The sequence below is a fragment of the Segatella copri genome (genome assembly GCF_051861805.1).
In the GTDB taxonomy this organism is placed as follows: Bacteria; Bacteroidota; Bacteroidia; order Bacteroidales; family Bacteroidaceae; genus Prevotella; species Prevotella copri_M.
Genome location: NZ_CP146520.1, coordinates 1376706 through 1400627 on the forward strand (window position 1 = coordinate 1376706; position 23922 = coordinate 1400627).

At 48.3% G+C, this 23922-nt stretch carries 20 protein-coding genes; 11 read left to right on the forward strand and 9 right to left on the reverse strand.

What is annotated here, in order from left to right; translation table 11 throughout:
• Positions 1-131: 131 nt before the first annotated feature.
• Together V8Z93_RS05245 and V8Z93_RS05250 are read left to right on the forward strand one after the other, a co-directional pair.
• Positions 132-467, forward strand: a complete 336-nt coding sequence (locus tag V8Z93_RS05245; RefSeq protein WP_203040937.1) for a LysO family transporter — start codon at positions 132-134, stop codon at positions 465-467.
• Entirely contained in the window at positions 464-1066 is a 603-nt protein-coding gene (locus tag V8Z93_RS05250; protein ID WP_439432598.1) for a lysine exporter LysO family protein, read from the forward strand. The genes V8Z93_RS05245 and V8Z93_RS05250 overlap by 4 nt, the downstream gene beginning before the upstream one ends.
• Before the next feature lie 105 nt (positions 1067-1171).
• On the opposite strand, the gene V8Z93_RS05255 is transcribed toward V8Z93_RS05250, so the two are convergent.
• Genes V8Z93_RS05255 through V8Z93_RS05270 form a run of 4 tightly spaced genes read right to left on the reverse strand, consistent with a single transcriptional unit; the run spans position 1172 to position 6827 of the window.
• A complete protein-coding gene (locus tag V8Z93_RS05255) occupies positions 1172-4366 on the reverse strand; it encodes a tetratricopeptide repeat protein (protein ID WP_439432599.1) in 3195 nt (1064 codons plus the stop codon).
• Positions 4363-5166: a metal ABC transporter permease gene (locus tag V8Z93_RS05260; RefSeq protein WP_203040940.1), complete on the reverse strand. Its 804-nt coding sequence runs from the start codon at positions 5164-5166 to the stop codon at positions 4363-4365. The genes V8Z93_RS05255 and V8Z93_RS05260 overlap by 4 nt, the downstream gene beginning before the upstream one ends.
• Positions 5167-5175: 9 nt before the next feature.
• Complete coding sequence (locus V8Z93_RS05265; RefSeq protein WP_203050094.1) at positions 5176-5562, reverse strand: hypothetical protein; 387 nt, start codon at positions 5560-5562, stop codon at positions 5176-5178.
• 20 nt (positions 5563-5582) lie between these two features.
• Complete coding sequence (locus tag V8Z93_RS05270) at positions 5583-6827, reverse strand: 3-phosphoshikimate 1-carboxyvinyltransferase (RefSeq protein WP_439432600.1); 1245 nt, start codon at positions 6825-6827, stop codon at positions 5583-5585.
• Positions 6828-7215: 388 nt separating this feature from the next.
• Between V8Z93_RS05270 and V8Z93_RS05275 the strand changes: the two genes are divergently transcribed.
• A complete protein-coding gene (locus V8Z93_RS05275; protein ID WP_203040943.1) occupies positions 7216-7722 on the forward strand; it encodes a hypothetical protein in 507 nt (168 codons plus the stop codon).
• A 191-nt stretch (positions 7723-7913) separates the two neighbouring features.
• On the opposite strand, the gene V8Z93_RS05280 is transcribed toward V8Z93_RS05275, so the two are convergent.
• The 5 genes from V8Z93_RS05280 to V8Z93_RS05300 form a co-directional block, all read right to left on the reverse strand.
• Positions 7914-8666, reverse strand: coding sequence for an exodeoxyribonuclease III (locus V8Z93_RS05280; protein WP_439432601.1), 753 nt, complete (start codon positions 8664-8666; stop codon positions 7914-7916).
• A gap of 90 nt (positions 8667-8756) precedes the next feature.
• Entirely contained in the window at positions 8757-9350 is a 594-nt protein-coding gene (folE, locus tag V8Z93_RS05285; RefSeq protein WP_203040945.1) for a GTP cyclohydrolase I FolE, read from the reverse strand.
• Between the two features lie 113 nt (positions 9351-9463).
• Entirely contained in the window at positions 9464-10174 is a 711-nt protein-coding gene (locus tag V8Z93_RS05290; RefSeq protein WP_203050088.1) for an SPOR domain-containing protein, read from the reverse strand.
• Positions 10175-10287: 113 nt separating this feature from the next.
• Complete coding sequence (locus V8Z93_RS05295) at positions 10288-12363, reverse strand: BT_3928 family protein (protein ID WP_439432828.1); 2076 nt, start codon at positions 12361-12363, stop codon at positions 10288-10290.
• A 39-nt stretch (positions 12364-12402) separates the two neighbouring features.
• Positions 12403-12951, reverse strand: coding sequence for a DUF1599 domain-containing protein (locus V8Z93_RS05300; protein ID WP_238405277.1), 549 nt, complete (start codon positions 12949-12951; stop codon positions 12403-12405).
• 111 nt (positions 12952-13062) lie between these two features.
• Here V8Z93_RS05300 and V8Z93_RS05305 point away from each other — a divergent pair, with 111 nt between their 5' ends.
• From V8Z93_RS05305 to V8Z93_RS05340, 8 genes are all read left to right on the forward strand, one after another.
• Positions 13063-14511 (forward strand): CCA tRNA nucleotidyltransferase, encoded by a 1449-nt coding sequence (locus tag V8Z93_RS05305; protein WP_203050084.1) that lies wholly within the window; start codon positions 13063-13065, stop codon positions 14509-14511.
• Between the two features lie 158 nt (positions 14512-14669).
• Complete coding sequence (locus V8Z93_RS05310) at positions 14670-15881, forward strand: efflux RND transporter periplasmic adaptor subunit (RefSeq protein ID WP_439432602.1); 1212 nt, start codon at positions 14670-14672, stop codon at positions 15879-15881.
• 33 nt (positions 15882-15914) lie between these two features.
• On the forward strand, positions 15915-19181 hold the full coding sequence (locus V8Z93_RS05315; RefSeq protein ID WP_439432603.1) for an efflux RND transporter permease subunit: 3267 nt from the start codon (positions 15915-15917) through the stop codon (positions 19179-19181).
• Positions 19182-19208: 27 nt separating this feature from the next.
• The gene (locus tag V8Z93_RS05320) at positions 19209-20603 is read left to right on the forward strand and encodes an efflux transporter outer membrane subunit (RefSeq protein WP_439432604.1); all 1395 of its coding nucleotides are present in this window, start codon (positions 19209-19211) and stop codon (positions 20601-20603) included.
• Between the two features lie 30 nt (positions 20604-20633).
• On the forward strand, positions 20634-21416 hold the full coding sequence (lpxA, locus tag V8Z93_RS05325; protein WP_439432605.1) for an acyl-ACP--UDP-N-acetylglucosamine O-acyltransferase: 783 nt from the start codon (positions 20634-20636) through the stop codon (positions 21414-21416).
• Positions 21417-21886: 470 nt separating this feature from the next.
• Complete coding sequence (locus V8Z93_RS05330) at positions 21887-22765, forward strand: cell division protein FtsX (RefSeq protein ID WP_203040952.1); 879 nt, start codon at positions 21887-21889, stop codon at positions 22763-22765.
• A 33-nt stretch (positions 22766-22798) separates the two neighbouring features.
• The gene (locus V8Z93_RS05335; protein ID WP_089544002.1) at positions 22799-23026 is read left to right on the forward strand and encodes a DUF3098 domain-containing protein; all 228 of its coding nucleotides are present in this window, start codon (positions 22799-22801) and stop codon (positions 23024-23026) included.
• A 46-nt stretch (positions 23027-23072) separates the two neighbouring features.
• Positions 23073-23918: an undecaprenyl-diphosphate phosphatase gene (locus V8Z93_RS05340; RefSeq protein ID WP_439432606.1), complete on the forward strand. Its 846-nt coding sequence runs from the start codon at positions 23073-23075 to the stop codon at positions 23916-23918.
• The last annotated feature ends 4 nt before the right edge of the window (positions 23919-23922 follow it).

The following is a 23922-nucleotide window of genomic DNA, read 5'->3' on the forward strand; positions in this document are numbered from 1 at the left end:
TGCCTTCGGATATACTATAAAGGCTCGGAATCCGTTATTATGATTCAGTGGGTGATTCGAAACGATACCCTTTATGATTGATAAATCCTGTATGATTAATTAAAGAAGAATAAGAAGATTATAAGAAAGCAATGCTCAAGATTGTAATGATTATGCTGTGCGGAATAGGTACGGGGTATCTGCTTCGCAACAAGAAAATGAGTTTCATAGGCCGTATCATCACGGCACTTATCTGGGTACTCCTGTTCCTGCTCGGTATCGAGGTGGGAGCGAATCCCCGTATCATCAACGGACTTCAGACCTTGGGACTGGAGGCAGTAATCCTGACGCTGGGCGGCAGTGCCGGAAGTGTGCTTTTTGCCTGGGCATTGTGGAGATACGTGAGTAGTAGAGGAGCGAAGGCAGTAGTGAAGGATAAGTCTGGGGATGTCTTGCGGGATGATTTGCAGAAAGGAGACGAGGGATGAAAGGTAGCTTGATTATCGTGGGTTTCTTTGTGCTGGGCATCATCGTGGGTGTGTGCGATGTGGTTCCTGCGGGTTTGCTGGATGGCGACGTGAGCTATTATGCGCTTTGCTGCCTGATGTTCTGTGTAGGAATCAGCATCGGATGCGATACTTCGGTGTTGAAGAGTTTCAAGGATGTGAATCCCCGATTAATGATGTTGCCGGTGATGACTGTCCTGGGCACCCTTGCCGGATGCGCTGCGGCTTCCCTGTTGCTGGGACATCGCCAGCTGACGGATTGTCTGGCAATAGGTTCGGGATTCGGGTATTACTCGTTGTCGAGCATCTTCATCACGCAATATCGTGGACCGGAGTTGGGCACGATAGCCTTGCTGGCTAATATCTGCCGAGAGATACTCACCCTGCTCTGTGCGCCTTTGCTGGTGAAATATTTTGGCAAGTTGGCACCAATCAGTGTGGGTGGAGCCACGACGATGGATACCACGTTGCCGATTATCACCCGCTGTTCGGGCGAGCGTTTCATCATCGTTTCCATCTTCCATGGTTTCTGCGTAGATTTCTCCGTTCCGTTCCTGGTCACGTTCTTCTGTTCGTTGTGAAATTTGAATTATATACTTACAATACGTCAGTACTATAATAAGTAGAAAAAGAGAGAGGGTGCGTCATGGTTTAATGACACACCCTCTCTCTTTTTTAGTTTTCCTCTAGAATCCGTCGAGTTCGAAGTATTCGTCTTCCAGTCCGGAATCTTCAGGCTTCTTCTCCTCGAAGTCGATACCGGTATCTTCGGTCTTCTCCTCTTTCTGCTGAGGCTGAATCTCGAAGGTATCGTCATCTTCCTGAGTCTTCTGCTCTTCCTTGGTTACAGGAAGAGTGAATTCTTCTTCCTGGGTAGTCTGCTCTTCCTTGTTAACCGGCAGCGTGATTTCCTCTTCCTGCGTCTTCTGCTGCTCAGAATTCTGATTTACAGGACCGAGAATCAGATCTTCTTTTGGTTCCAATTCATCAAGCGGATGATCGCCCGTTTCTGGAACCTTGCTAGATGCATCTTCCTGATCTCTATCTACAGCTATTTCTGCTGGCTCGATGAGCAGGCGGAGCTGGCTGATCTTCAATGGGGCAAAGTGCTTGGCGTAGAACTTGTCGTAGTCGTCGTACGACAGTTTGGTGCCCAGAAACTCCAGGTTCGGCTCGCTGATGACAAAGGCTCTTGCCTTGTTCAGCAGACGGGTGATGCCTGCCTGCTTATACACCTCGTTGGCATATTGGCGAGCCTCATCGTAGTTGCGGAAACCGCTTACTTTCAGACGATGCAGACCTTGAATATCCTCGATGTTGAGGTCGAAATTACGTGCCATATACGAGGTGAAGTTGTATTTTGCCACCTCGAAGAGCAGCTGGTTCTCGTTTACGGAATCAGGAACATAGGCCAGGAGGAACACGAACTTGTCGTTGCGTTCGTCGTTAAAGCCCTTGTGCTGGGTAGAATCGTTGTTGTTGATAACGTCGCTTCTCATCGACCATACATTGCTCAGGTCGAACTTGCCTCCGTAGAGTCGCTTGCCGGCGTTGACTCCATTCACTATCATACCCGCCATCTCGCTGAGTCGGCTGTTAGGATATTTCTCCACCACGGTGTTCATGATGGTCATACATGAATCTACGTTGCCTTCGTTGAGCTGGGTCATACCGCTGATGAAGAGGAACTTGTCACGGTTTTCGCCCGTAGGGAACCGCTTCTCCGATACGGTGGCATTCGCCTTCACTACCTCATATTTACCCTCCTTGAATGCCTGGTAGGTGAGGGTATAGATGGAGTCTTCCAGATGAACGCCTATCTTGGCATTCTCCATATAATATGGATCGGAAAGAAGGATGGTCCACTGGCTTTCAGGGTAGTCCTTCTTCAGTTTCTCCACGTAGGTACTTGCCACATCCGGCTGCTTCTTTCTGGAATAGAGCAGGTAGAGATGATAGTAGACATCATCCATGTGCTCATATTCCGGATAGTGGTCAGTCAGTCGGCGCAGCGCCTTCTCGCTGAGTGGCAGGTTGTCGAGCTTATCCTTGAAGATGACGCCCGAATGATAGAGTCCGTCTTCAAGCAGCTGGTTGCTTTCTGCCAGCTGTTCCGGGGTGAATGGAATCTGAGCCATGTAGTACTCCCGCTTGTGCGGGTCGTTCACGGCGCTGTCGGTAATCTGCTTGAGCGAATCTTCCTGGGCGGCTACGTTGGCGAGTGAATCTCTCATCTCGTCGGTCATCTCCTCGGCACCCTGTGCTGAAGCAACCACGGTTTTGTTGACTCGCTGCCAGTTGTCTACATTCTCTCGCTTTCCCCAGAGTTTCTGGAACTGCGCCTTACCCTGGGTTACGGCAACAGGAGAATAGAAATACCACTTTCCTTTATCCATGCCGTTCATGCCGTTCATTGCATTGTTGGTAGCGTTGTGCTTCTTGTTGGCATTGTTGGCAAAGTTGCCTCCGTTTCCTCCCTGTTGGTTATTGGCAGCTTCCTGCTCAGCCTGTTTTTTGCGTTCTTCCTTTTCTTTCTTCTTCAGGGCGGTAATCACGCGGTCGATGGCAGCGTTGCGGTCTTTCTCATCCATCTTTGCCAATGCCTGGAGGGAGTCCTGCAGGGCTACGGCATCGGTGAAGGGTACCAGTTCGTCGAGCACCTTGGAGCGGTTGGAGAGCTGCTCGTAGTCCTTGCGCTCCTTGTCGAGCAAGCCGATGGCTTCGCCGTAGCAGCGCTGGGCATCGGAGAATTTCTCTCTAATCCAGTAGATGTCGCCCAGATGCAGGAGGAGCACACCTTTCTCTATGCCGCTTCTGGTGGCCTTGGCAACGCCTTTCTCGTAGGCTCCGATGGCCTGCAGGGTGTCTTTCTGAGCCAGGTAGATATTACCGATGGCATAATATACCTGGTCGAGATATTCCTGGTTGTTGTCGGATGCCGCCATGCGCTTCAGCTTGCCTATCATCTTTCTGCTGTTGTTTGCCGCCATCACCTCGGTCATCGAGATGCGGGCGTTGAACTCCAGTTCGTAAGGAGGATTGAGGCGCACCACGTGCTTGAAAGCCTTGTAGGCTTCCTGCTTGTTGCCGATGGAAGCCTGCAGCTGTCCCATCAGGTACCATTCGCGTGCCTTCTGCTTGCGGCGCATCTCGTGGCTGATTACCTTTTTGAGATAAGGAATCGCCTGTGCCGCTTCGCCCTTGCGGATATGGTAGTCGGCAAGGGTATAATCCCATTCCTTCTGGGCACTCCAGTGGATGGAATCGCGCCTGATGTTGCGGATTACATCTTCTGCATCATACATCCAGTCCTGTTCTATGTAGCATTTAGCCAGCCAGGCACGAGCCTTGCCGTAGATGGCAGGTTGGGTGGCGTAGAGGCGGCTCATGTAGGCGAAGGTGGTGGCTGCCGAATTGAAGTCGCCCTTGAAGAACTGCGATCTACCCATCAGCATCCAGGCTTTCCACAGAAAGGGGTTGTACTCACGGCGGCTGAGCCATTCAATATCCTTTTCGGTCTTCTTTCTGCTTTTTGTCCATTCAGGTCGGCTCTTGATACTGTGCTGGTGAATGGCTTTCTCGCATTTTTCGATGGCACGGTCGTAGTTACTCTTACCTATTTCGCGGCTACTCTTGTTGGTAACGGTGTAGAGTGGAATCTGCTCGGTATAGTTGTCCTTGTTGCCTGCTTCTTTCTCCAGCGAGGCATCAATATAGGCGAGTGTACCATTATAATAGGTATTGTATCGGGCGTTGAAGGCATGCCACCATCTGCTCTGCGCCGTATTCTTCTGCGTAGAACATCCGATGGTACTCATCGAGATGATGATGAGCACGATGGCGTATGCCAGGTTTCTTGTAGGGTGCTGATGCTGTTTCATTTTTTCTGGATTCCTTTCCACAATTTTGCGATGGCAAAGATGATGATGCTTACGAAGATGATGGTGGCTCCCGACGGCACATTGAGCATGTAGCTGGCGTAGAGCCCCACGATGCAGTCTATCCAGCCCAGGATGATGCTTGCCCAGATCATCTGCCTGTAGTTGTAGGTGAAGAGGTTGGCGGTCATCTGCGGGATGGTGAGCAGACTGATGGCGAGTACGATGCCCACCATCTTGAGGGTGGCAACGATGGTCATGGCGATGAGCGTCATCATCAGATATTCGATGAGGGTGACCGGCAGATGCTGTGACCGGGCAAAGGTACTGTCGAATGCGATGTTCTGGATGGGGCGCAGGAGGAAGGTGAAGAGCAGTGCCACCACCAGGGTGAGGATGCCCAGCAACCAGAGGTCTGCGCTGTCGATGGCGAGGATGCTGCCGAAGAGGAAGGAGGGAAGGTCGGGCATGAATCCCGGGGTGAGAAAGCAGCAGATGATGCCCACGCTCATGCCCAGGGTCCAGAACATGGCGATGGCGGAGTCTTTGCGCACATCTTTCTTACGCGAAATCCATTGTACGCCAAAGGCACTGAGGATGGCGAATACCATGGCGGAGAGGATGGGGTTGATGCCCGAGAACACACCGATGCCGATGCCGCCGAAAGAGGCATGGGTGATGCCGCCGCTGATGAAGACCAGACGGCGGGTAACGATGTAGGTTCCGATGAATCCGCACAGGATGCTTGCCAAGAAGGCGCCTATCAGTGCGTTCTGGAAAAATGTATATTGCAATATGTCCATATATGACTCCTAGCTATTTAAAAAGTTGATGACTTCATCCTTCAGCTGGTTAGGCAGGTTGATGCCTCGCAGAATCAGACTTCTGTTCCAGCCTGCCACCTCATCGGGCTGCATGGTGTAGAGCACTTCCGAGAATTCTTCCACTTCCTCGTCGGTATAGTCGTCAGCCTCTCGTCCTGCAAACCGGTCGAGGTCTTCGTCATCGTAATATTCTATTTCCTTGGTGGCTGCCTCCATCATGCAGTCTTGCTCGCACTTGGAGTTCTCTCCATTGCAAGTGTTGCACGATACGCCTTCCTGTAAAGGTTCCTCGTCCTCTCCCTTACGATGGGAGACGATACCGAATATGGCGCTTATCAGGCCTAGAGCCACCAAGGCTAAAACTAAATATAGCATAAACAATTAACTATCAACTATTAACTTTCAACTATCTCAAATCCTACTTTCTTGAGGTCTTCCCAATAGTGTAGGTATGACTTGCTCACTACTTCCGGGTTGTTGATCTCTATCTGAGGGAACTTGAAGGCGAGTGGGGCGAAAGCCATCGCCATGCGGTGATCCTCGTAGGTGTCGATAGGGGCAAAGCTTGCTTCGCAGGTCTCGCCATCCCAATAGAGCGTATTGTCGTTCTCGTCGTGGATGATGTAGCCCACCTTCTTCAACTCGGTCTTGAGAGCCTCGATGCGGTCGGTTTCCTTGATTTTCAGACTGGCAAGGCCTGTGAACTTGAACTTCACGCCGAGCGCACAGCATGCTACTACGATGGTTTGAGCCAGGTCTGGGGAACCCGTGAAATCGTATTCAAACTTAGGGAGAAGACAGCGGTTTGTCTTCAGCATTACATTCGTGATGGTGTCGCGATTCTCAAATTCGCTCTTCACACCCAGCAGACTGAAGATGTATTTCACCACAGAATCACCCTGCTTTGAACTGTCCATCAAGCCTTCCAGCTTGATAGAAGAGTCGATGTTGGCATTCAGGGCCATCATCTCGTACCAGTAAGACGAGGCACTCCAATCGTTCTCAATCATGTAAGGAGTCGCCTTGTATGGCTGCGGCTTCACGGTGATGGTGTCCATATCCGTCCATTCTGCATCTGCTCCATATTCCTTCATGGTCCAGAGGGTGAGGTCGATGTAAGGGCGTGAGGCAATTTCGCCAGTAAGCTTCAATTCCAGTCCATTCTTCAGCATCGGACCTATCATCAGGAGTGCAGAGATGTATTGCGAGCTGATGTTGCCTACTACCTCCAGGTGGCCGCCTTCCAAAGACTTGCCTTTGATGTGGAGAGGCGGATAGCCTTCGTTCTTCTCGTAGGAGATGTCTGCACCCAGATAGCGCAGGGCGTCTACGAGGATGCGGATAGGGCGATTCTGCATGCGATCAGTACCCGTGATGGTATGTTCGCCCGGTGTAGAGGCAAGATAAGCTGTCATGAATCGCATGGCGGTGCCTGCTGCCTTGATGTTGATGACATCAGGCATATCCTTGAGGGCGGCGATGATAACCTCGGTGTCATCGCAGTCGCTCAAGTTGCTAGGTTGTATGCTGCTTCCAGCCATCGCACTGATGACGAGGGCTCGGTTGCTGATACTCTTAGATGCTGGCAAGTTGATACTTGCATTCATTTGGCTAGGTGCCTTTATTGTATATTTTTTCATTCGCGTACCTTATATTATATATATTTCTCTGCAAAAGTACAAAATAAAAAGTACATACGCTAGAAAAAGGGCGAAAAAGTTTGTAAATGGGTTCAAAAAAGTGGTGGTGCTCCTGAGGGGTAATGAGATAGGCTGCTTACAATGTGTAAACTGAGATGGGGATTTATGGGGGTTATCAGGAAATACCTTCTGTCAAAGTGTATAAAAAAGACCCCTTAAATAACAATTTGTAATTTGGAAAACTCTTTCTAGTAAAAAGTAAAACCGACCCGAAAAAATAGATAAAATAGCGTTAAGGATTGATACAACCTATCGAAAATTGTATTATCTTTGCACCAGAAAAAAGAAATAATAATAAACAATTAATAATATCCTAAAAATTAAAAATATGAAACGAGTTATATTATTCTCATTGATGGCTTTAATGACCGTAGCAGCTTTCGGTCGCAAGCACGTAGAGAATGCAACAGTAGTAGCTGACACTATTTTCTATGCAGAAAATATGAGCAATGTAGCTAGTGCCGATCAGGCTAGTTATTACAGATTGCTGATGACTACCGGCGCTGGCCTCAATAAGAAGGACGTTTTCCAGGATTTCTATATGAATGGTAATCTCCGTGCTGAGGGAGGCTATAGCTTCATTGACCTCGGTAACGACCGCAATACAGTTTTCAACGGTGAAGTGACCACTTATTATAAGAATGGTAAGGAGAAGTGGCATGGCAAGTATGTCAATGGCAAGCGTGAGGGTTACTTCACTCTCCAGCTCCGCGAAGGTGGCGTGGCAGTTGTGCAGTACAGAAACGGCAAGTCTGTTCACGATTACTTCATGGTTACTTACAAGGACGGTACTTCTGTAAAGAAGAATCTCTCTGAGATTAAGGGTCTCTTGTAATCCGTTGACCAGCAAATCAATGCCCCGTTACATGGGGCAGTTGATTTCTTCATTAGAATTGAAAAATCTCTCTTATATAAATTAAAATTTTATGTTGATATGACCAATATGGGGATGGCTTCCGTGAGGAAGGTGATCCCCATCTTTTTTTTATCAACAATCTAATTTATATAAGAAAGTCTGATTTCTTGTTAGATGTTTAAGTCTACTTCCACCGGGCAGTGGTCGCTACCCATGATGTCGGTATGGATCTTTGCTTCTGTAATCTTGTCCTTGATGCTGTCTGATACCAGGAAATAGTCGATGCGCCAGCCGGCGTTCTTCTCGCGTGCCTTGAAGCGATAAGACCACCACGAATAGGTTACTTCCTCTGGATGGAGATAGCGGAAGCTATCGGTGAAGCCATCGTTCAGGAGAATTGTCATTTTCTCTCGCTCTTCGTCTGTAAAACCGGCGTTGCGGCGGTTGGTCTTCGGATTCTTGATATCTATCTCTTCGTGTGCCACGTTTAAGTCGCCACAGATGACTACCGGTTTTTGGGCATCCAGATTTTTCAGGAACTTGCGGAAGTCGTCTTCCCAAGTCATGCGATAATCCAGTCGCTTGAGTTCTGTCTGCGAGTTTGGTGTATAGCAGGTGACGAGGTAGAACTGATCGTATTCCAGTGTGATGATTCTGCCTTCGTGGTCGTGTTCCTCCACGCCCATGCCATAGCTTACGCTCAAAGGCTTGTGCTTGGTATAGATGGCAGTGCCGGAATATCCTTTTTTCTCAGCGTAGTTCCAATAACTTTCGTAGCCTTCAAACTTCAGGTCGAGTTGTCCTTCCTGCATCTTGGTTTCCTGCAGGCAGAAGAAGTCTGCATCGAGTGCCTTGAATTGGTTCTCGAAGTCTTTGCCCACGCAAGCACGCAGGCCGTTTACGTTCCAGGATATAAACTTCATTTTTTTATAGTTTATAGTTAAAAGTTAATAGTTTACAGTTGATGGCAAGAATGCTCTATAAACTATCAACTGTAAACTATTAACTATATATTAGATTCTTTTACTTTCTCCTCTCAGCAGGCTCATGAACTCCTGGCGGGTGTTCAAAGAGTTGAATACACCGCTATAATCACTGGTTGTGGTGATGGAATTCTGCTTCTCCACGCCACGCATCTGCATGCACATGTGCTTAGCCTCAATCACCACCATGACCCCCTGAGGATTCAGGGTTTCCTGGATGCAGTCCTTAATCTGCTGGGTGAGGCGCTCCTGCACCTGGAGGCGGTGGCTGAAGATATCCACCACGCGGGCTATCTTGCTCAGACCGGTGATCTTGCCGTTAGGAATGTAAGCCACGTGAACCTTGCCATAGAAAGGCAGCATGTGGTGCTCGCACATCGAGAAGAAATCGATGTCCTTCACGATAACCATCTGGTCGTATTTCTCTTCGAAAAGGGCATCTGTCAATACCTTGTGGGCATCCTGTGTATAGCCACGGGTCAGAATCTGCATCGCCTTAGCCACGCGCATCGGGGTTTTTACCAAACCTTCGCGCTCTGGGTCTTCGCCCAGGAGTTTCAATACTTCTTTATAGTGTCCTGCGAGTTCGTCCAATCCCTCGCGAAATTCTGTTTCTGGATTCATCTTATTTAATTTATAATTCTTAATTAATAGTTAATAATTTACAATTAATAGTTTATAGTTAGGCCTACGGCATCAATGCTGTAAACTGTTAACTATCAACTATAAACTATTAACTAGTACTGTACCGTAATCTGTCCCTTTACCAGGCATGCCTGTCTGTAACCCAGGGCTTTCACCTTGGCAAGAACCTTCTGGGCTTCGCCCAAATTGCGGAAGTTGCCCATGCGGCAAATCCATCTTGGGGAGTAGAAGTGAACGTAAACCGGCTGGTCTGGGAACTTCATCTTGATGTTGTTGCCTGTCTGTTCCGCCTTCAGTCGGTCGTTGCGGGAGTTACCGCCGGCATATACCTGTACTCTATATCCTGTAACCTTGTAGCTTTTGCGCATCACTTTCTTGCGCATATCCACTATCGGCATTTCAGTTTCTTCTTTTCTGTTCTCAGCCTTGGCAGCGTTGTTGGCGTGGGTGTCCTCCTTTGCGTTGTTGGCATGGGTGCCCTCCTTTGTGTTTTCATGCTGCGGATGAGGGGTAGGAGTATTCTCCCTTTGTGGGTGCTCAGTGTTCTTGTGCTGAGTGTCTGTTGGGGTCTTTTGTGGTTGTGGGGTAGTTTTAGTCTTGGTCTTGTCATCCTGTGCAGTAGGCTTCTTTTCTGCAGCCTGCACAGGTTTTCCGTTTACCAATTCGTCGATAGCCTTGCTTTGGTTCACGGTCACAACACCCTTTCCCGGTTCCTTCTTCTTCAGATGGTCCAGGTAGTTCTGCGCATTCGCTGTGAATGTAGAGCAGAGGATGAATATTAATAATGTGAGGAATTGTTTCATGACTATTTCCTTAAATTGCGCTTTTTTTGATATGAAAGCAGTCTTTTTTTTGATTAAAAAGGGATGCCCTCCCACGAAGAAAGGGCATCCCCGCAAAATATTTCTTGTTGAGATTACTTCTTCCAAGCGTCGATGATACCCTTGAAATCAGCAGCCTTCAAAGAAGCACCACCGATCAAGCCACCGTCGATGTTTGGCTTAGCGAAGAGCTCAGGTGCGTTGCTAGCCTTGCAGCTACCACCATAGAGGATAGATGTCTCCTCAGCAGCCTCGTTGCCATACTTCTCAGCTACGATAGAGCGGATGTATGCCAACATCTCCTCAGCCTGGTCAGAAGTAGCAGTCTTACCTGTACCGATAGCCCAGATTGGCTCGTAAGCGAGGATGATGTTCTTCCAAGCGTCAGCGCTCAAGTGGAATACTGAACCCTCCAACTCAGCCTTAACAACCTCGTTCTGCTTCTCAGCCTCACGCTCCTCGAGAGTCTCACCGCAGCAGAAGATAACCTTCAAACCATTAGCCAAAGCCAACTCTACCTTCTCCTTCAAGATCTCTGCAGTCTCGCCATAGTACTGACGACGCTCTGAGTGACCGAGGATAACATACTGAGCACCTGTGCTCTTTACCATCTCAGCTGAAACCTCACCAGTGAAAGCACCCTTAGCCTTGTCTGCGCAGTTCTCTGCACCGAGACCTACTACCTTTGAATCCAAAACCTGAGCTACAGAAGCCAAGTGGATGAATGGAGTACAGATGATTACGTCACAGTTTGGCTTGTCAGCTACCAATGCCTCGTTGATCTCCTTAGCGAGAGCAACACCGTCCTGCAGGTTCATGTTCATTTTCCAGTTACCTGCTACAATTTTCTTTCTCATTTTTCTTTTCTTTTTAAAAGTTGATAATATTCTGTTTGAATTCTCTTTCTTTCTGATCCAGGCGCCCCATGCCCAAAGCCGGTCGGCGATGGTAAGGAGTACCAGCGGGATGACAAACCAGGAGATGATGCCGGCTATCTTCTTGGCGGCACTTACTTCCGGCATCTTGCCTATCTCGGTTTGTTCCAGTGGCTTGCCTGCTATCTCTTCCATGCCAGGCAGGTCGTTGTGGCTCCATTTCCGGATGATGGTTCCGTCTTTCAGCAGCAGGAGTCCCGGGTTGCTGCGTATCACGGTCTTCAGCGTTGTCTCGTCTGTGATATAGAAGGGATATTCTGCTCCCGTGATGTCTTGCCAGTGCCTGATGGCTTTCTCCGTACTTGCCGTGAGGCAGAGGAAGGGATAGCCATGGTCGTTGGCGTATTCGTATATCTCGTCGATGCTGCCGAAGTTGCTGTCGTCGGCAAACTCCAGGTGGGGTGATACCAGCAGGAAGGTGTAGCCCTTGCGGTGAATCACTTCCTGGGTGATATCTGCGCCCGTCTGCGTATCTTCTATGCTGAAGTCGTGGATAGGTGGCACGTAGCCTTCTTCCGTCTGCACCGTCTTGCTGTCGATGAAGGTCCAGGTGGAGTCGGGATAGTTGTCTATCGTAAACTCCTTCCGTTCTCCGTTCTTCTCCAGGATGAAGGTGGTGTCAAACTTAGGTTGCTTGGCTCCCTTCGGAATCTCCATTCCCTTGGCGATGTTGGCGCCGATGTGATAAGGGCGGAAGTCGAACTGCGGAAGATACCACAGGCTCCAGGCGCTCATCACGATGGAGAAGAGGAACGTATAGTTGATGACAATCCATCGGGTTGACCTGGATACCAGCAGCGGCATGTCCATCGGTCTTCTCCAGATGAGGATGGCGATGGCAAGGAGAATGATGTTCTTGATGAACGTCTCCATGTTGCTGAGTACGATGGCATCACCGAAGCAGCCGCAATCCTTCACCGGGTCGGCGATGACGATCCAGAGTGTTATCAGCGTCATCACAGCCATCACGAGCAGGGTAAGCTTGCTCACCAGTCTTCTGCGGATGGCAAAGAGCAGGAAGATGCCGATGGCAAACTCGCACATGGCAAGCAGAACCGACATCACCAGTGTGCTCCACGACGGGAACATCCAGTCGATATGCAGTGCCTCCAGATAGTCGGTTATCTTATATTGCGTGCCCAGCGGGTCTATTCCCTTCACGAATCCCGAGAAGATGAACGTTGCTGCCATGAGCAGTCGCCCGATGTTTACCGCTATCTTGATTGCTATCTTCATCATTTTTCACTCCTCTTGATTATTTCTCACTCCTCTTGATTATTTCTCATTCATCTTGATGGCTCCGAACACGGCATAGTTGATGATGTCCATGTAGTTGGCGTCGATGCCTTCCGAAACGAGGGTAGCGCCTGCGATGTCCTCAATTTCCTTTACACGCTGAATCTTGGTGAGGATGAAATCGGTATAGCTGCTTACTCTCATCGAGCGCCATGCCTCGTCGTAGTCATGGTTCTTCTTGAGCATCAGCTGCAGCGCTTCCTGCGCATGGCGGTCGTAGAGTTTCATCGCCTCTTCCGGTGTCATATCCACTTCATCCGCGAAAGGCTTTTCCAGCTGGATGAGTCCTACGATACCATAATTAATAAGGGCAATGAACTCGGGGCGGATGCCCTCACCTACCAAAGATTCTTTCTTGATTTCGAGCGAGCGGATTCGCTTCGCCTTGATATAGAGTTGGTCTGTCAGGGAAGAAGGGCGCAAGATTCTCCAAGAGGCTCCGTAATCGTGGAGCTTCTTCTCAAATAATGTCCTGCATTCACTCATGACATCCTTAAACTGCTGTTCTGTTTTCAATAAATCTGCCATAATAATTTCGAAATTCGGTGCAAATTTACGCATTTATTATGAAATAGCCAAATATTTATTTTGTATTTTACATATTTTGCAGTAACTTTGCACCCCGAAAGAAAAAAGAGTATGAGAAATTTGACCAATGCCGAACTGGCACAGATACTGGATAAGGATATTTTTCATAAGATTTCAGAGGCGGCAGACGAGCTGTCTGTGGAATGTTATGTAGTAGGTGGATATGTGCGTGACCTCTTCCTGGAACGACCTTCCAATGATATTGATGTCGTTGTCGTGGGCAGCGGCATTGAGGTGGCTTCCACCTTGAAGAAGATGCTCGGAAAAAAGGCGCATCTCTCTGTGTTCCGCAATTTCGGAACAGCACAGGTAAAGTATAAGGATACAGAAGTGGAGTTCGTGGGAGCCCGAAAGGAGAGCTATAACCGCGATTCCCGCAAACCGATTGTTGAAGATGGAACCCTGGAGGACGACCAGAACCGTCGTGACTTCACCATCAATGCCATGGCGGTGTGCCTGAACAAGGACCGTTTTGGAGAACTCGTCGACCCTTTTGATGGTGTCTATGATTTGGAAGACGGCATCATCGCCACTCCGCTCGACCCGGATGTCACCTTCTCTGACGACCCGCTCCGCATGATGCGCTGTGTGCGCTTTGCCACCCAGCTCAACTTCCAGATAGAGGATGAAACCTACGAGGCACTTTCCCGTAATGCCGACCGACTGAAGATTATCAGCGGCGAGCGCATCTGCGACGAGATGAACAAGATTATGCTCTCCAAGCACCCAAGCATCGGATTTTATTATCTGAAGGATACCGGTCTGCTCGACCTCATCCTGCCCGAACTGGTGGCGATGGATAAGGTGGAAACCCGCAATGGCAGAGCCCATAAGAACAATTACGACCATACGATGGAGGTTTTGGAGAATGTGTGCAAGCACAGCGATAACCTCTGGCTCCGCTGGGCGGCACTCTTCCACGACGTCGGCAAACCGAAGAGTAAGCGCTGGGACAACAATATCGGTTGGACGTTCCACAGTCATAATATAATAGGTGCCAAGATGATTCCAGGCATCTTCCGCCGCATGAAGCTTCCGATGGATGCGAAGATGAAGTACGTGCAGAAACTGGTGGAACTCCACATGCGTCCTATCGTGATAGCCGATGAGGAGGTGACGGATAGCGCGGTCCGCCGACTGCTGAACGATGCAGGTGATGACATCAACGACCTGATGACGCTTTGCGAGGCTGATATCACCAGCAAGAACCAGGTGCGCAAGCAGAAGTTCCTGGATAACTTCAAGATGGTGCGCGAGAAGCTGGCAGACTTGCAGGAGCGCGACTACAAGCGATTGCTTCAGCCTTGTATTGACGGTAACGAAATCATGGAGATGTTCCAGCTCAAGCCATGCCGCGAAGTGGGAACCTTGAAGCAGTATCTGAAGGATGCCGTACTGGATAACAGAGTGGCAAACGAGCGGGAACCTTTGATGGAACTTCTGATGAAGAAGGCACAGGATATGGGCTTGGCTATGGTAGAAAACTTAAATAGAGAATAATTTTTGTTAAATAACGGCTCCTTGCGAGCCGTTATTCATATATTATTAGTAATTTTGCAGCGTTTTAAAACTCAAAATCAGTTTAGAGTTTCCGCCAGAGGGCGGTATGTATATATTAAGGTATGACAAAAATAATAAATTATAATATAAAAATAGGTATGAAAATTAAAAACGTTTTGTTCGTTGCAGCAGTCTGTGTACTCGCAACTTTGACATCATGTGGTGGAAGTAAGAAGGGTGGTTTACCTGACTTCGGCGATGATGAGTTTGCCGTAGCTACCATCGGCACTTCCAGTGCCGCATTGCAGACTACCTATCCTGCTACCATCAAGGGTATTCAGGATGTAGAGGTTCGTCCTAAGGTTTCTGGCTTCATTACTAAGGTTTATGTGCATGAGGGTCAGACTGTTTCAGCTGGTCAGCCATTGTTCGCTATCGATAGCGAGACTTATCAGGCTGCCGTTCGTTCTGCAGCTGCCGCTGTGAATACAGCTAAGGCACAGGCTAATACTGCCAAGTTGACTTACCAGAACAACAAGAAGTTGTATGATAGCAAGATTATCGGTGAATATGAGCTTTCTACCGCAGCCAATGGTTTGGCTACAGCCAAGGCACAGGTGGCTCAGGCAGAGGCTTCTCTGGCTTCAGCTCGCGAGCAGTTGGCTTGGTGCACTGTTACCAGTCCTTCTGCCGGTGTTGTAGGTAGCCTTCCTTTCAAGGTAGGTGCTTTGGTTAGCGCTTCTGGTCAGGCTTTGACCACTGTTTCCAACAACAGCACCATGGAGGTATTCTTCTCACTCTCTGAGTCTCAGATCTTGAGCATGTCTAAGACCAACGGTAGTGTTCAGGCAGCCATCGCAGCGTTCCCAGCTGTTAAGTTGCAGTTGGCAGACGGTTCTATCTATAATCATCCAGGTAAGGTAGTCAAGATGAGTGGTGTCATCGATGCTACTTCCGGTTCTATCTCTCTCATCGCTCACTTCGCTAACCCAGAGAAGTTGCTGAAGAGTGGTGGTGCAGGTTCTATCGTGGTTCCTAACGATCACAACAGTGCTATCGTTATCCCTCAGGAGGCTTGCTCTCAGGTTCAGGATAAGATTTTCGTTTACATCGTAACCAAGGATAACAAGGTGAAGTATTCTGAGATCAAGGTAAATCCACAGGATGATGGCAAGAATTATATCGTAACTTCTGGTCTTCATGTTGGCGACCGCATCGTGCTGAAGGGTATCACCAAGTTGACCGATGGTCAGCAGATCAAGCCTATCACTCTGGAGCGCTACAATCAGAAGATTGCTGAGGCTGCCAAGTTGGCTGAGTCTCAGGATAACGCTCATGCCTTCGCTACTGCTATGGGCGGAAAGAAGTAATATATAATAAGGTATAAAGAAAAATAGTAAATTATGTCATTTACAAACTTTATAAAGCGCCCGGTACTTTCGACGGTGGTTTCCATCTTCTTCGTCTTGCTGGGTATTATCGGCTTGGTATCGCTGCCTATCGAGCAGTATCCGAATATCGCGCCGCCTACCATCACGGTAACTGCTACCTATACGGGTGCAGATGCCCAGACGGTGTTGAACTCAGTCGTTGCTCCGCTGGAGGAGAGTATCAACGGTGTGGAGAACATGACTTATATGACCTCTTCTGCGTCTAACTCTGGTTTTGCTCAGATCACCGTTTACTTCAAGCAGGGTTCTGACCCTGATATGGCTGCGGTCAACGTACAGAACCGTGTATCTCAGGCGCAGTCTCTGCTGCCTGCCGAGGTTACCAGGGTGGGTGTCACCGTAACCAAGCGACAGAGTTCCAACGTTATCATGTTCGCTCTGACTACAGACGATGGACGTTACGACGACCAGTTTGTTACCAACTACGCCCTGATCAACGTCATTCCTCAGTTGAAGCGTATCAATGGTGTGGGTGATGTGCAGAGCCCTTCTACCCGTAACTACTCTATGCGTATCTGGTTGAAGCCAGAGAAGATGAAGGAGTTCGGACTGGTTCCTTCTGATGTTTCTCAGGCTTTGGCAGAGCAGAATATCGAGGCTGCCCCTGGTAGCTTTGGTGAGAGCTCTGATATGCAGTATGAATATACCTTGCGTTACAAGGGTCGTTTGAAGACTCCATTGGAGTATGAGAACATCCTCATCAAGAGCAATACTTCCGGTCAGACTCTACGTCTGGGCGAAATTGCCAAGGTTGAGCTGGGTGGTTTGCAGTATAACGTAAACCTGCTCAATGATGGTCAGCCTGCCGTGATGGGTATGGTTCAGCAGATTGCCGGTTCCAACGCTACCCAGATTGCAAGCGACGTAAAGAAATCGCTTGATGAACTGGAGAAGAGTTATCCTCCAGGGTTGAAGAATGTCATCCTGATGGATGTTACCGAGTTCTTGTTTGCATCTATCGAGGAGGTTATCTTCACCTTGATCATCACTCTGGTACTGGTGTTCATCGTAGTGTATATCTTCTTGCAGGACTTCCGTTCTACGCTGATTCCTATGATTGCCGTACCTGTGGCTTTGATTGGTACGTTCCTCTTCCTCTGGATCTTCGGATTCTCCATCAACCTGCTTACGCTGTCAGCCCTGCTGCTGGCCATTGCGATTGTGGTCGATGATGCCATTGTGGTGGTCGAGGCGGTTCACGCCAAGCTCGACCAGGGTTACAAGAGTGCCCTTACTGCATCTATCGATGCGATGAACGAAATTTCCAGTGCCATCATCTCTATTACATTGGTGATGTCTGCCGTGTTCGTTCCTGTATCATTCATCGGTGGTACTTCCGGTTACTTCTACCGTGAGTTCGGTGTAACCATGGCTGTATCTATCGTTATTTCGGCTATCAATGCGTTGACCTTGTCTCCTGCACTCTGTGCCGTGTTGCTGAAGCCACACGAGGAGGGTCACGAGAAGAAGATGTCTTTCGTGGACCGATTCCACGCAGGATTCAACTATCAGTTTGATAAGATTACCAATAAGTATAAGGGTGGTGTCAAGTGGGTTATCAACCATGGCATCATCGCTGGTAGCCTGGTGGCTGTCAGTATCGTAGGTCTGGTTGCCCTGATGGGTACTACCAAGACGGGTCTGGTGCCTGATGAGGATACCGGTACTATCTTCGCTTGTATCTCTACAGCTCCTGGTACTTCTCAGGAACGTACTGCAGAGGTGGTAAAGCAGGTAGATAAGATGCTGGCTAGCAACCCAGCCATCGCAACCCGTAACGCCATCATGGGTTATAGCTTTATCGGTGGTGCCGGTTCTAACCAGGGTACCATCATCGTGAAGCTGAAGCCATTCGAGGAGCGTCCGGGTGGATTCTTCCACCGTATCAAGGAGGCTTGTACCGGTGGCGGTATTGAGGCGCTGTTTGTCAACCCAATGGAATATACTTCTGTGTTGGGTATGATCTACAAGCAGACTGCTGCCATCAAGGATGCACAGGTTCTTGCCTTCGCTCCACCTATGATTTCCGGTTTCTCTATGCAGAATGGTATTACCATGACCATGCAGGATAAGACCGGTGGCGACTTGAATAAGTTCTTTGATAATGTGAAGAAGTTCCTGGCTGAGTTGAACAAGCGTCCTGAGATTCAGACCGCTCAGACTCAGTATAACCCTAACTATCCTCAGTATATGGTGGATGTAGATGTTGCCAAGACCAAGCAGGCTGGTATCTCTCCATCAACAGTATTGTCTGTCATGCAGGGTTATCTCGGTGGTCTCTACGCATCTAACTTCAATGCTTATGGTAAGCTCTACCGTGTGATGATTCAGGCTGGTCCTGAGAGCCGTATGCGTCCAGACGATCTGAGCAAGATTTACGTTCGCTGTGCTGATGGCACCATGTCTCCTGTAAGCGAGTTCGTGAACTTGAAGAAGGTTTATGGTCCGTCTAACATCACCCGATTCAACTTGTTTACCTCTATGGATGTATCTGTAACTCCTAACAGCGGTTACTCTACAGGTGACGGTATGAAGGCGATTGCTGAGGTTGCCAAGGAGACATTGCCAGAGGGTTACGGCTATGAGTACTCTGGTTTGACCCGTTCTGAGGCTGAGTCCAGCAACTCTACAGGTTTGATCTTCGCACTCTGTATCGTATTCGTTTACTTGATCTTGAGTGCCCAGTACGAGAGTTACATCTTGCCATTGTCTGTAGTATTGTCTATCCCATTCGGTTTGGCTGGTGCGTTCATCTTCACCAACCTCTTCGGTCACTCTAACGATATCTACATGCAGATTTCGTTGATTATGTTGATCGGTCTGTTGGCTAAGAATGCCATCCTGATCGTACAGTTCGCCCTCGAGCGTCGTCGTACGGGTATGGCCATCAAGTACTCAGCTATCCTGGGTGCCGGTGCCCGTCTCCGTCCTATCCTGATGACCTCTCTGGCGATGGTTATCGGTCTGTTGCCTCTGATGTTCGCATCTGGTGTAGGTAAGAATGGTAACCAGACTTTGGGTGCTGCCGCCGTAGGTGGTATGTTGATCGGTACTCTCTGTCAGATCTTCGTGGTTCCTGCTCTCTTCGCAGTCTTCCAGTGGTTGCAGGAGAAGTTGACCCCAATGAAGTTCGAGGATGAGTTGAACGAGGAGGTAGCTGTAGAGTTGGAGCAGTATGCCAACGCCGCTCATCAGAAGAAGGGTATCGAGAAGAAGTAATAACGCAATGTAACTTCAAAGGAAACAATGAAAAAGAATTTAAATATCATCATATTGGGTCTCGCAGCGCTCTCTCTGAGCAGCTGCAAGACTCTCTACGGAAAGTATGAGCGTCCGGATGTGAAGACCAGCGGTATCGTTCGCGATGTAGCTTCTGATACAGATACTTTGGCTGTAAAGGATACTACTACCTTCGCCAATATCCCTTGGCGCAGTGTCTTCACCGACCCTCAGCTCCAGTCGATCATTGAGAAGGGATTGAACAACAATGTCAACCTGCTCAATGCGGCTTTGAACGTGAAGATGGCTGAAGAGCAGTTGAAGTGTGCCAAGTTGGCGTTTGTGCCTTCCTTGTCTTTCTCTCCTCAGGGAACCATCGCTTCCTGGGATGGCAATGCTGCCACCAAGACTTACAGCATGCCTGTCACTGCCAGTTGGATGGTTGACCTCTTCGGCAACCTGCTCTCTCAGAAGCGCAGTGCCCAGATGGCGCTGCTCCAGTTGAAGGACTATCAGGTGTCTGTACAGACCAACCTCATCGCCAATATCGCCAACATGTATTATACCTTGTTGATGCTCGACAAGCAGGTGGAGCTGGTTAACAATATGGAAGGCTTGACCAAGGATACCTGGGAGATGATGAAGGTATTGAAGGATACCAAGCTTGGTTATCGCGGAACTTCCGTGCAGGCTGCCGAGAGCAACTACTATGCTGTGTTGACTCAGAAGACCGACCTGTTGCGTCAGATTCGCGAGACAGAGAATTCCCTAAGTCTTCTCATCGGCGACCAGGCTCATTCTATTGCCCGTGGCAAACTGGAGAATCAGAGTCTTCCTGCAACATTCTCTACAGGTGTAGGCATCCAGTTGCTCAACAACCGTGCTGATGTTCACGCTGCCGAGATGAATCTGGCTCAGTGCTTCTATGGCATTGAGACTGCCCGCAGCAAGTTCTATCCATCCATCACCATTTCTGGTACAGGTGCATTCACCAATTCTGCTGGTGCAGGCATCGTGAACCCAGGTAAGTGGTTGCTTTCTGCTGTTGGTTCATTGGTTCAGCCAATCTTCAGAAATGGTACTATCATTGCCGGATTGAAGGTGGCTAAGATGCAGTATGAGCAGGCTTACAATACCTGGCAGAACACCGTACTGAAGGCTGGTAGCGAGGTGAGCAATGCCCTCGTGCTCTACAACTATTCTGATGAGAAGGGTAAGGTGGAGACTAAGCGCATCGCCGTACTCGAGCAGAACGTAGAGGATACACGTAAGTTGATGTCAGAGGCTGGCGGTTCTTATCTGGAGGTAATCCAGGCACAGTCTTCACTGCTCAACGTACAGCTTTCTAAGGTAGCTGATGACTTCTACAAGATGCAGGCAGTAGTTAATCTCTACTATGCATTGGGTGGAGGAGCTAAGTAATTTATAGTTAATAATTAATAGTTTATAGTTATGGCTAGTATAATAAGTCCAAAGGCAGAGGTTTCTCCAAAGGCTAAGATTGGAGACAACTGCAAGATCTATCCATTCGCCTATATCGAGGACGATGTGGTCATCGGCGACAACTGTACCATCTATCCCTTCGTGAGCATCATGAACGGTACTCGCATGGGTAATAATAATAAGGTGTTCCAGGCAGCCGTTATCGCTGCCCTCCCACAGGATTTCAACTACACTGGTGAGGAGAGTGAGGTAGTGATTGGCGACAACAATACCATCCGTGAGAACGTGGTTATCAACCGTGGTACTCACAAGGGTGGCAAGACCGTTCTGGGCAACAACAACTTCCTGATGGAAGGTGCCCATATCTCTCACGATACAGTTATCGGCAACGGTTGCGTATTCGGTTATGGTACCAAGATTGCAGGCGACTGCGTGATTGGTAATGGTATCATCTACTCAACATCCGTAGTAGAGAACGCCAAGACTAGAGTAGGTGACTTGGCGATGATTCAGGCAGGTACCACCTTCTCTAAGGATATTCCTCCTTATATCATTGCCGGTGGAAAGCCTGTGAAGTATGCAGGTCCTAACACCATCATCATGGAAGCAGCCGAGGTTACCGAGAAGGTTCGCAAGCATATTGCTAATGCCTACCGACTGGTATTCCATGGTCAGACATCCCTCTTCGATGCCATCAACCAGATCAAGGATCAGGTGCCAGATAGTCCGGAGATTCAGAACATCATCCAGTTCCTGGAGAGTTCAGAGAAGGGTGTCATCACTAAAATGTAATTGGTTTTTAAGATTGAGGTTCTCACCTCGATTTGTTGTTAGTTGTAAAAATTCAAGTCATACCTATTTGAATTTTTCGATATTTAAGAAAGGGCTGGCCGTGAGGTTGGCCCTTTTTCATGTTTGATAGCTTGGGTGATAGTATGTTTGATAGTATGGGGGATACATGGAAAAAGATACTATCCCTAATAGAAATCTCCGTTCATAAGCTTTGAACTTATGTTCAAAGGCTTTGAACTTATATTCAAAAGCTTTGAACTTACATTCAAAGCTTATGAACGAAAAAATCATCTAGGCTTAGCAACAAATTCTATGAAGGGTAGCAACAAAAGAATCTCTCTTCCCTTAATAATTAATTGAATAAATGCAAATAAATGCAATTTTATTTTGTTATCTCTTCGTTTATGTGTACCTTTGCAAACAATTTGGGTAATTATCCCCTTTTCTGTCAGAAATAAATAGAATAGAACATGAGAAAGAAACAATATAAGCCTCGTAATCATCGTGGATTGCAGGTTGTTACTTTGTGTATCAGCACCGCCATGGTGCTTGTTTTGCTGGGCTTGGTCATCTTCTCCGTGCTTATGGGAAGAAACCTCTCGTCTTACGTCAAGGAGAACCTGGTGGTTCAGGTGATGTTGGAGCAGGATATGACCAATCCTGAGGGCTTGCAGATGTGCAAGCATCTCAAGGCGCGTCCTTACGTGAAGGGATTGACTTATATCACCAAGGAGCAGGCCTTGAAGGAAGCTACCCGCGATTTAGGTACCAATCCGAGCGAGTTTGCCGGTGTGAATCCTTTCCAACCTTCCATTGAGATTACAACGCAGGCTGATTATGCCAACAACGACTCCCTGGCTTGGATTTCCAAGGAGTTGAAGGCCTATCCTCGTGTCACCGAGGTAAGTTATCAGCACGACCTGATAGAGCAGGTAAACAATTCGCTTACCAAGATCAGCATCGGACTGCTGATAGTTGCTGCCCTGCTTACTTTCATCTCGTTCTCGCTTATCAACAACACGGTGCGCCTGGGCATCTATGCCCGTCGCTTCTCTATCCATACCATGAAGTTGGTGGGTGCATCGTGGGGCTTCATCCGCAAGCCGTTCCTGGCCAGTGCGATGTTGGTGGGCTTTATCTCGGCACTGATAGCCGATGGATTCCTGGGCGGGTGTCTCTATGCGTGGTCGGTACACGAGCCGGAATTGCTCAATGTGCTCGGTTGGCAGGAACTCGCCATCACCGGTGGTTCCGTCTTCCTCTTTGGTCTCATCATCACAGCCCTCTGTGCCAACATCTCTGTGAACAAGTTCCTCAAGATGAAGGCGGGTGACCTGTATAAAATTTAAACATTAAACATTAAACATTAAGCATTATATATAATGGATAAGAAGAATTTAGCATTTGACAAGATGAACTTCATCTTGTTGGCAATAGGTATGGCAATTGTTATCATCGGTTTCCTCCTGATGAGCGGCGCTGGCTCTAACGAGCATTCTTTCGATGCTGATATTTTCAGTACTCGCCGTATTGTAGTGGCACCAACCGTTACCCTGATTGGTTTCCTCTCAATCATTTATGCGGTTATACGCAAGCCGAAAGACAATTAAGAGATTAGAGTTTAGAGTTTATAGTTAATATACATATTATTATTAGATGGATTTTATTCAGACTATCATTATCTCTATTGTAGAGGGATTGACCGAGTTCTTGCCAGTGTCTAGTACAGGTCACATGATTATTGCCGAAAACTTGTTGGGTGTAGATATCCAGGATAAGTTTGTCAACGCCTTTACTGTCATCATCCAGTTTGGCGCCATTCTTTCTGTCATCTGCCTGTATTGGAAGAGATTCTTCTATCCGGATGCAGTGAAGACAGGAGAGAAGACCTATTGGAAGGCGATGTTCGATTTCTATGCCCGCTTGGTGGTTGGTACACTGCCTGCCGTGGTATTGGGTCTTGCCTTCAATGATTTCATCGAGTCAAACCTGGGCAATGTGCAGCTGGTAGGATGGATGCTTGTCATTGGCGGTGTGTTCATGCTCTTCTGCGATAAGATTTTCAATAAGGGCAGCGAGCAGACTAAGCTTACTTACAAGCGTGCCCTGACCATCGGTTTCATCCAGTGTATTGCAATGATTCCAGGTGTGTCTCGTTCCATGTCAACTATTGTGGGAGGTATGTCTCAGCGACTCACCCGCAAGGCGGCTGCCGAGTTCTCATTCTTCCTGGCTGTGCCTACCATGTTTGGTGCCACCTGCCTGGAGGTTTATAAGCTCATCAGCCATGGCGGCGGTTCGTTGCTCACTCAGGGCAACAATCTGGTTACCTTGCTCCTGGGTTCAGTGGTAGCATTCTTCGTTGCTATTCTAGCCATCAAGTTTTTCATCAACTATGTCACCAAGTACGGTTTCGCAGCCTTCGGCTGGTACCGTATCGTAGTAGGACTCATCATCATCATCTGCGGCCTTTGCGGTGTAGATATGCAGATGGTTGACTAAAATA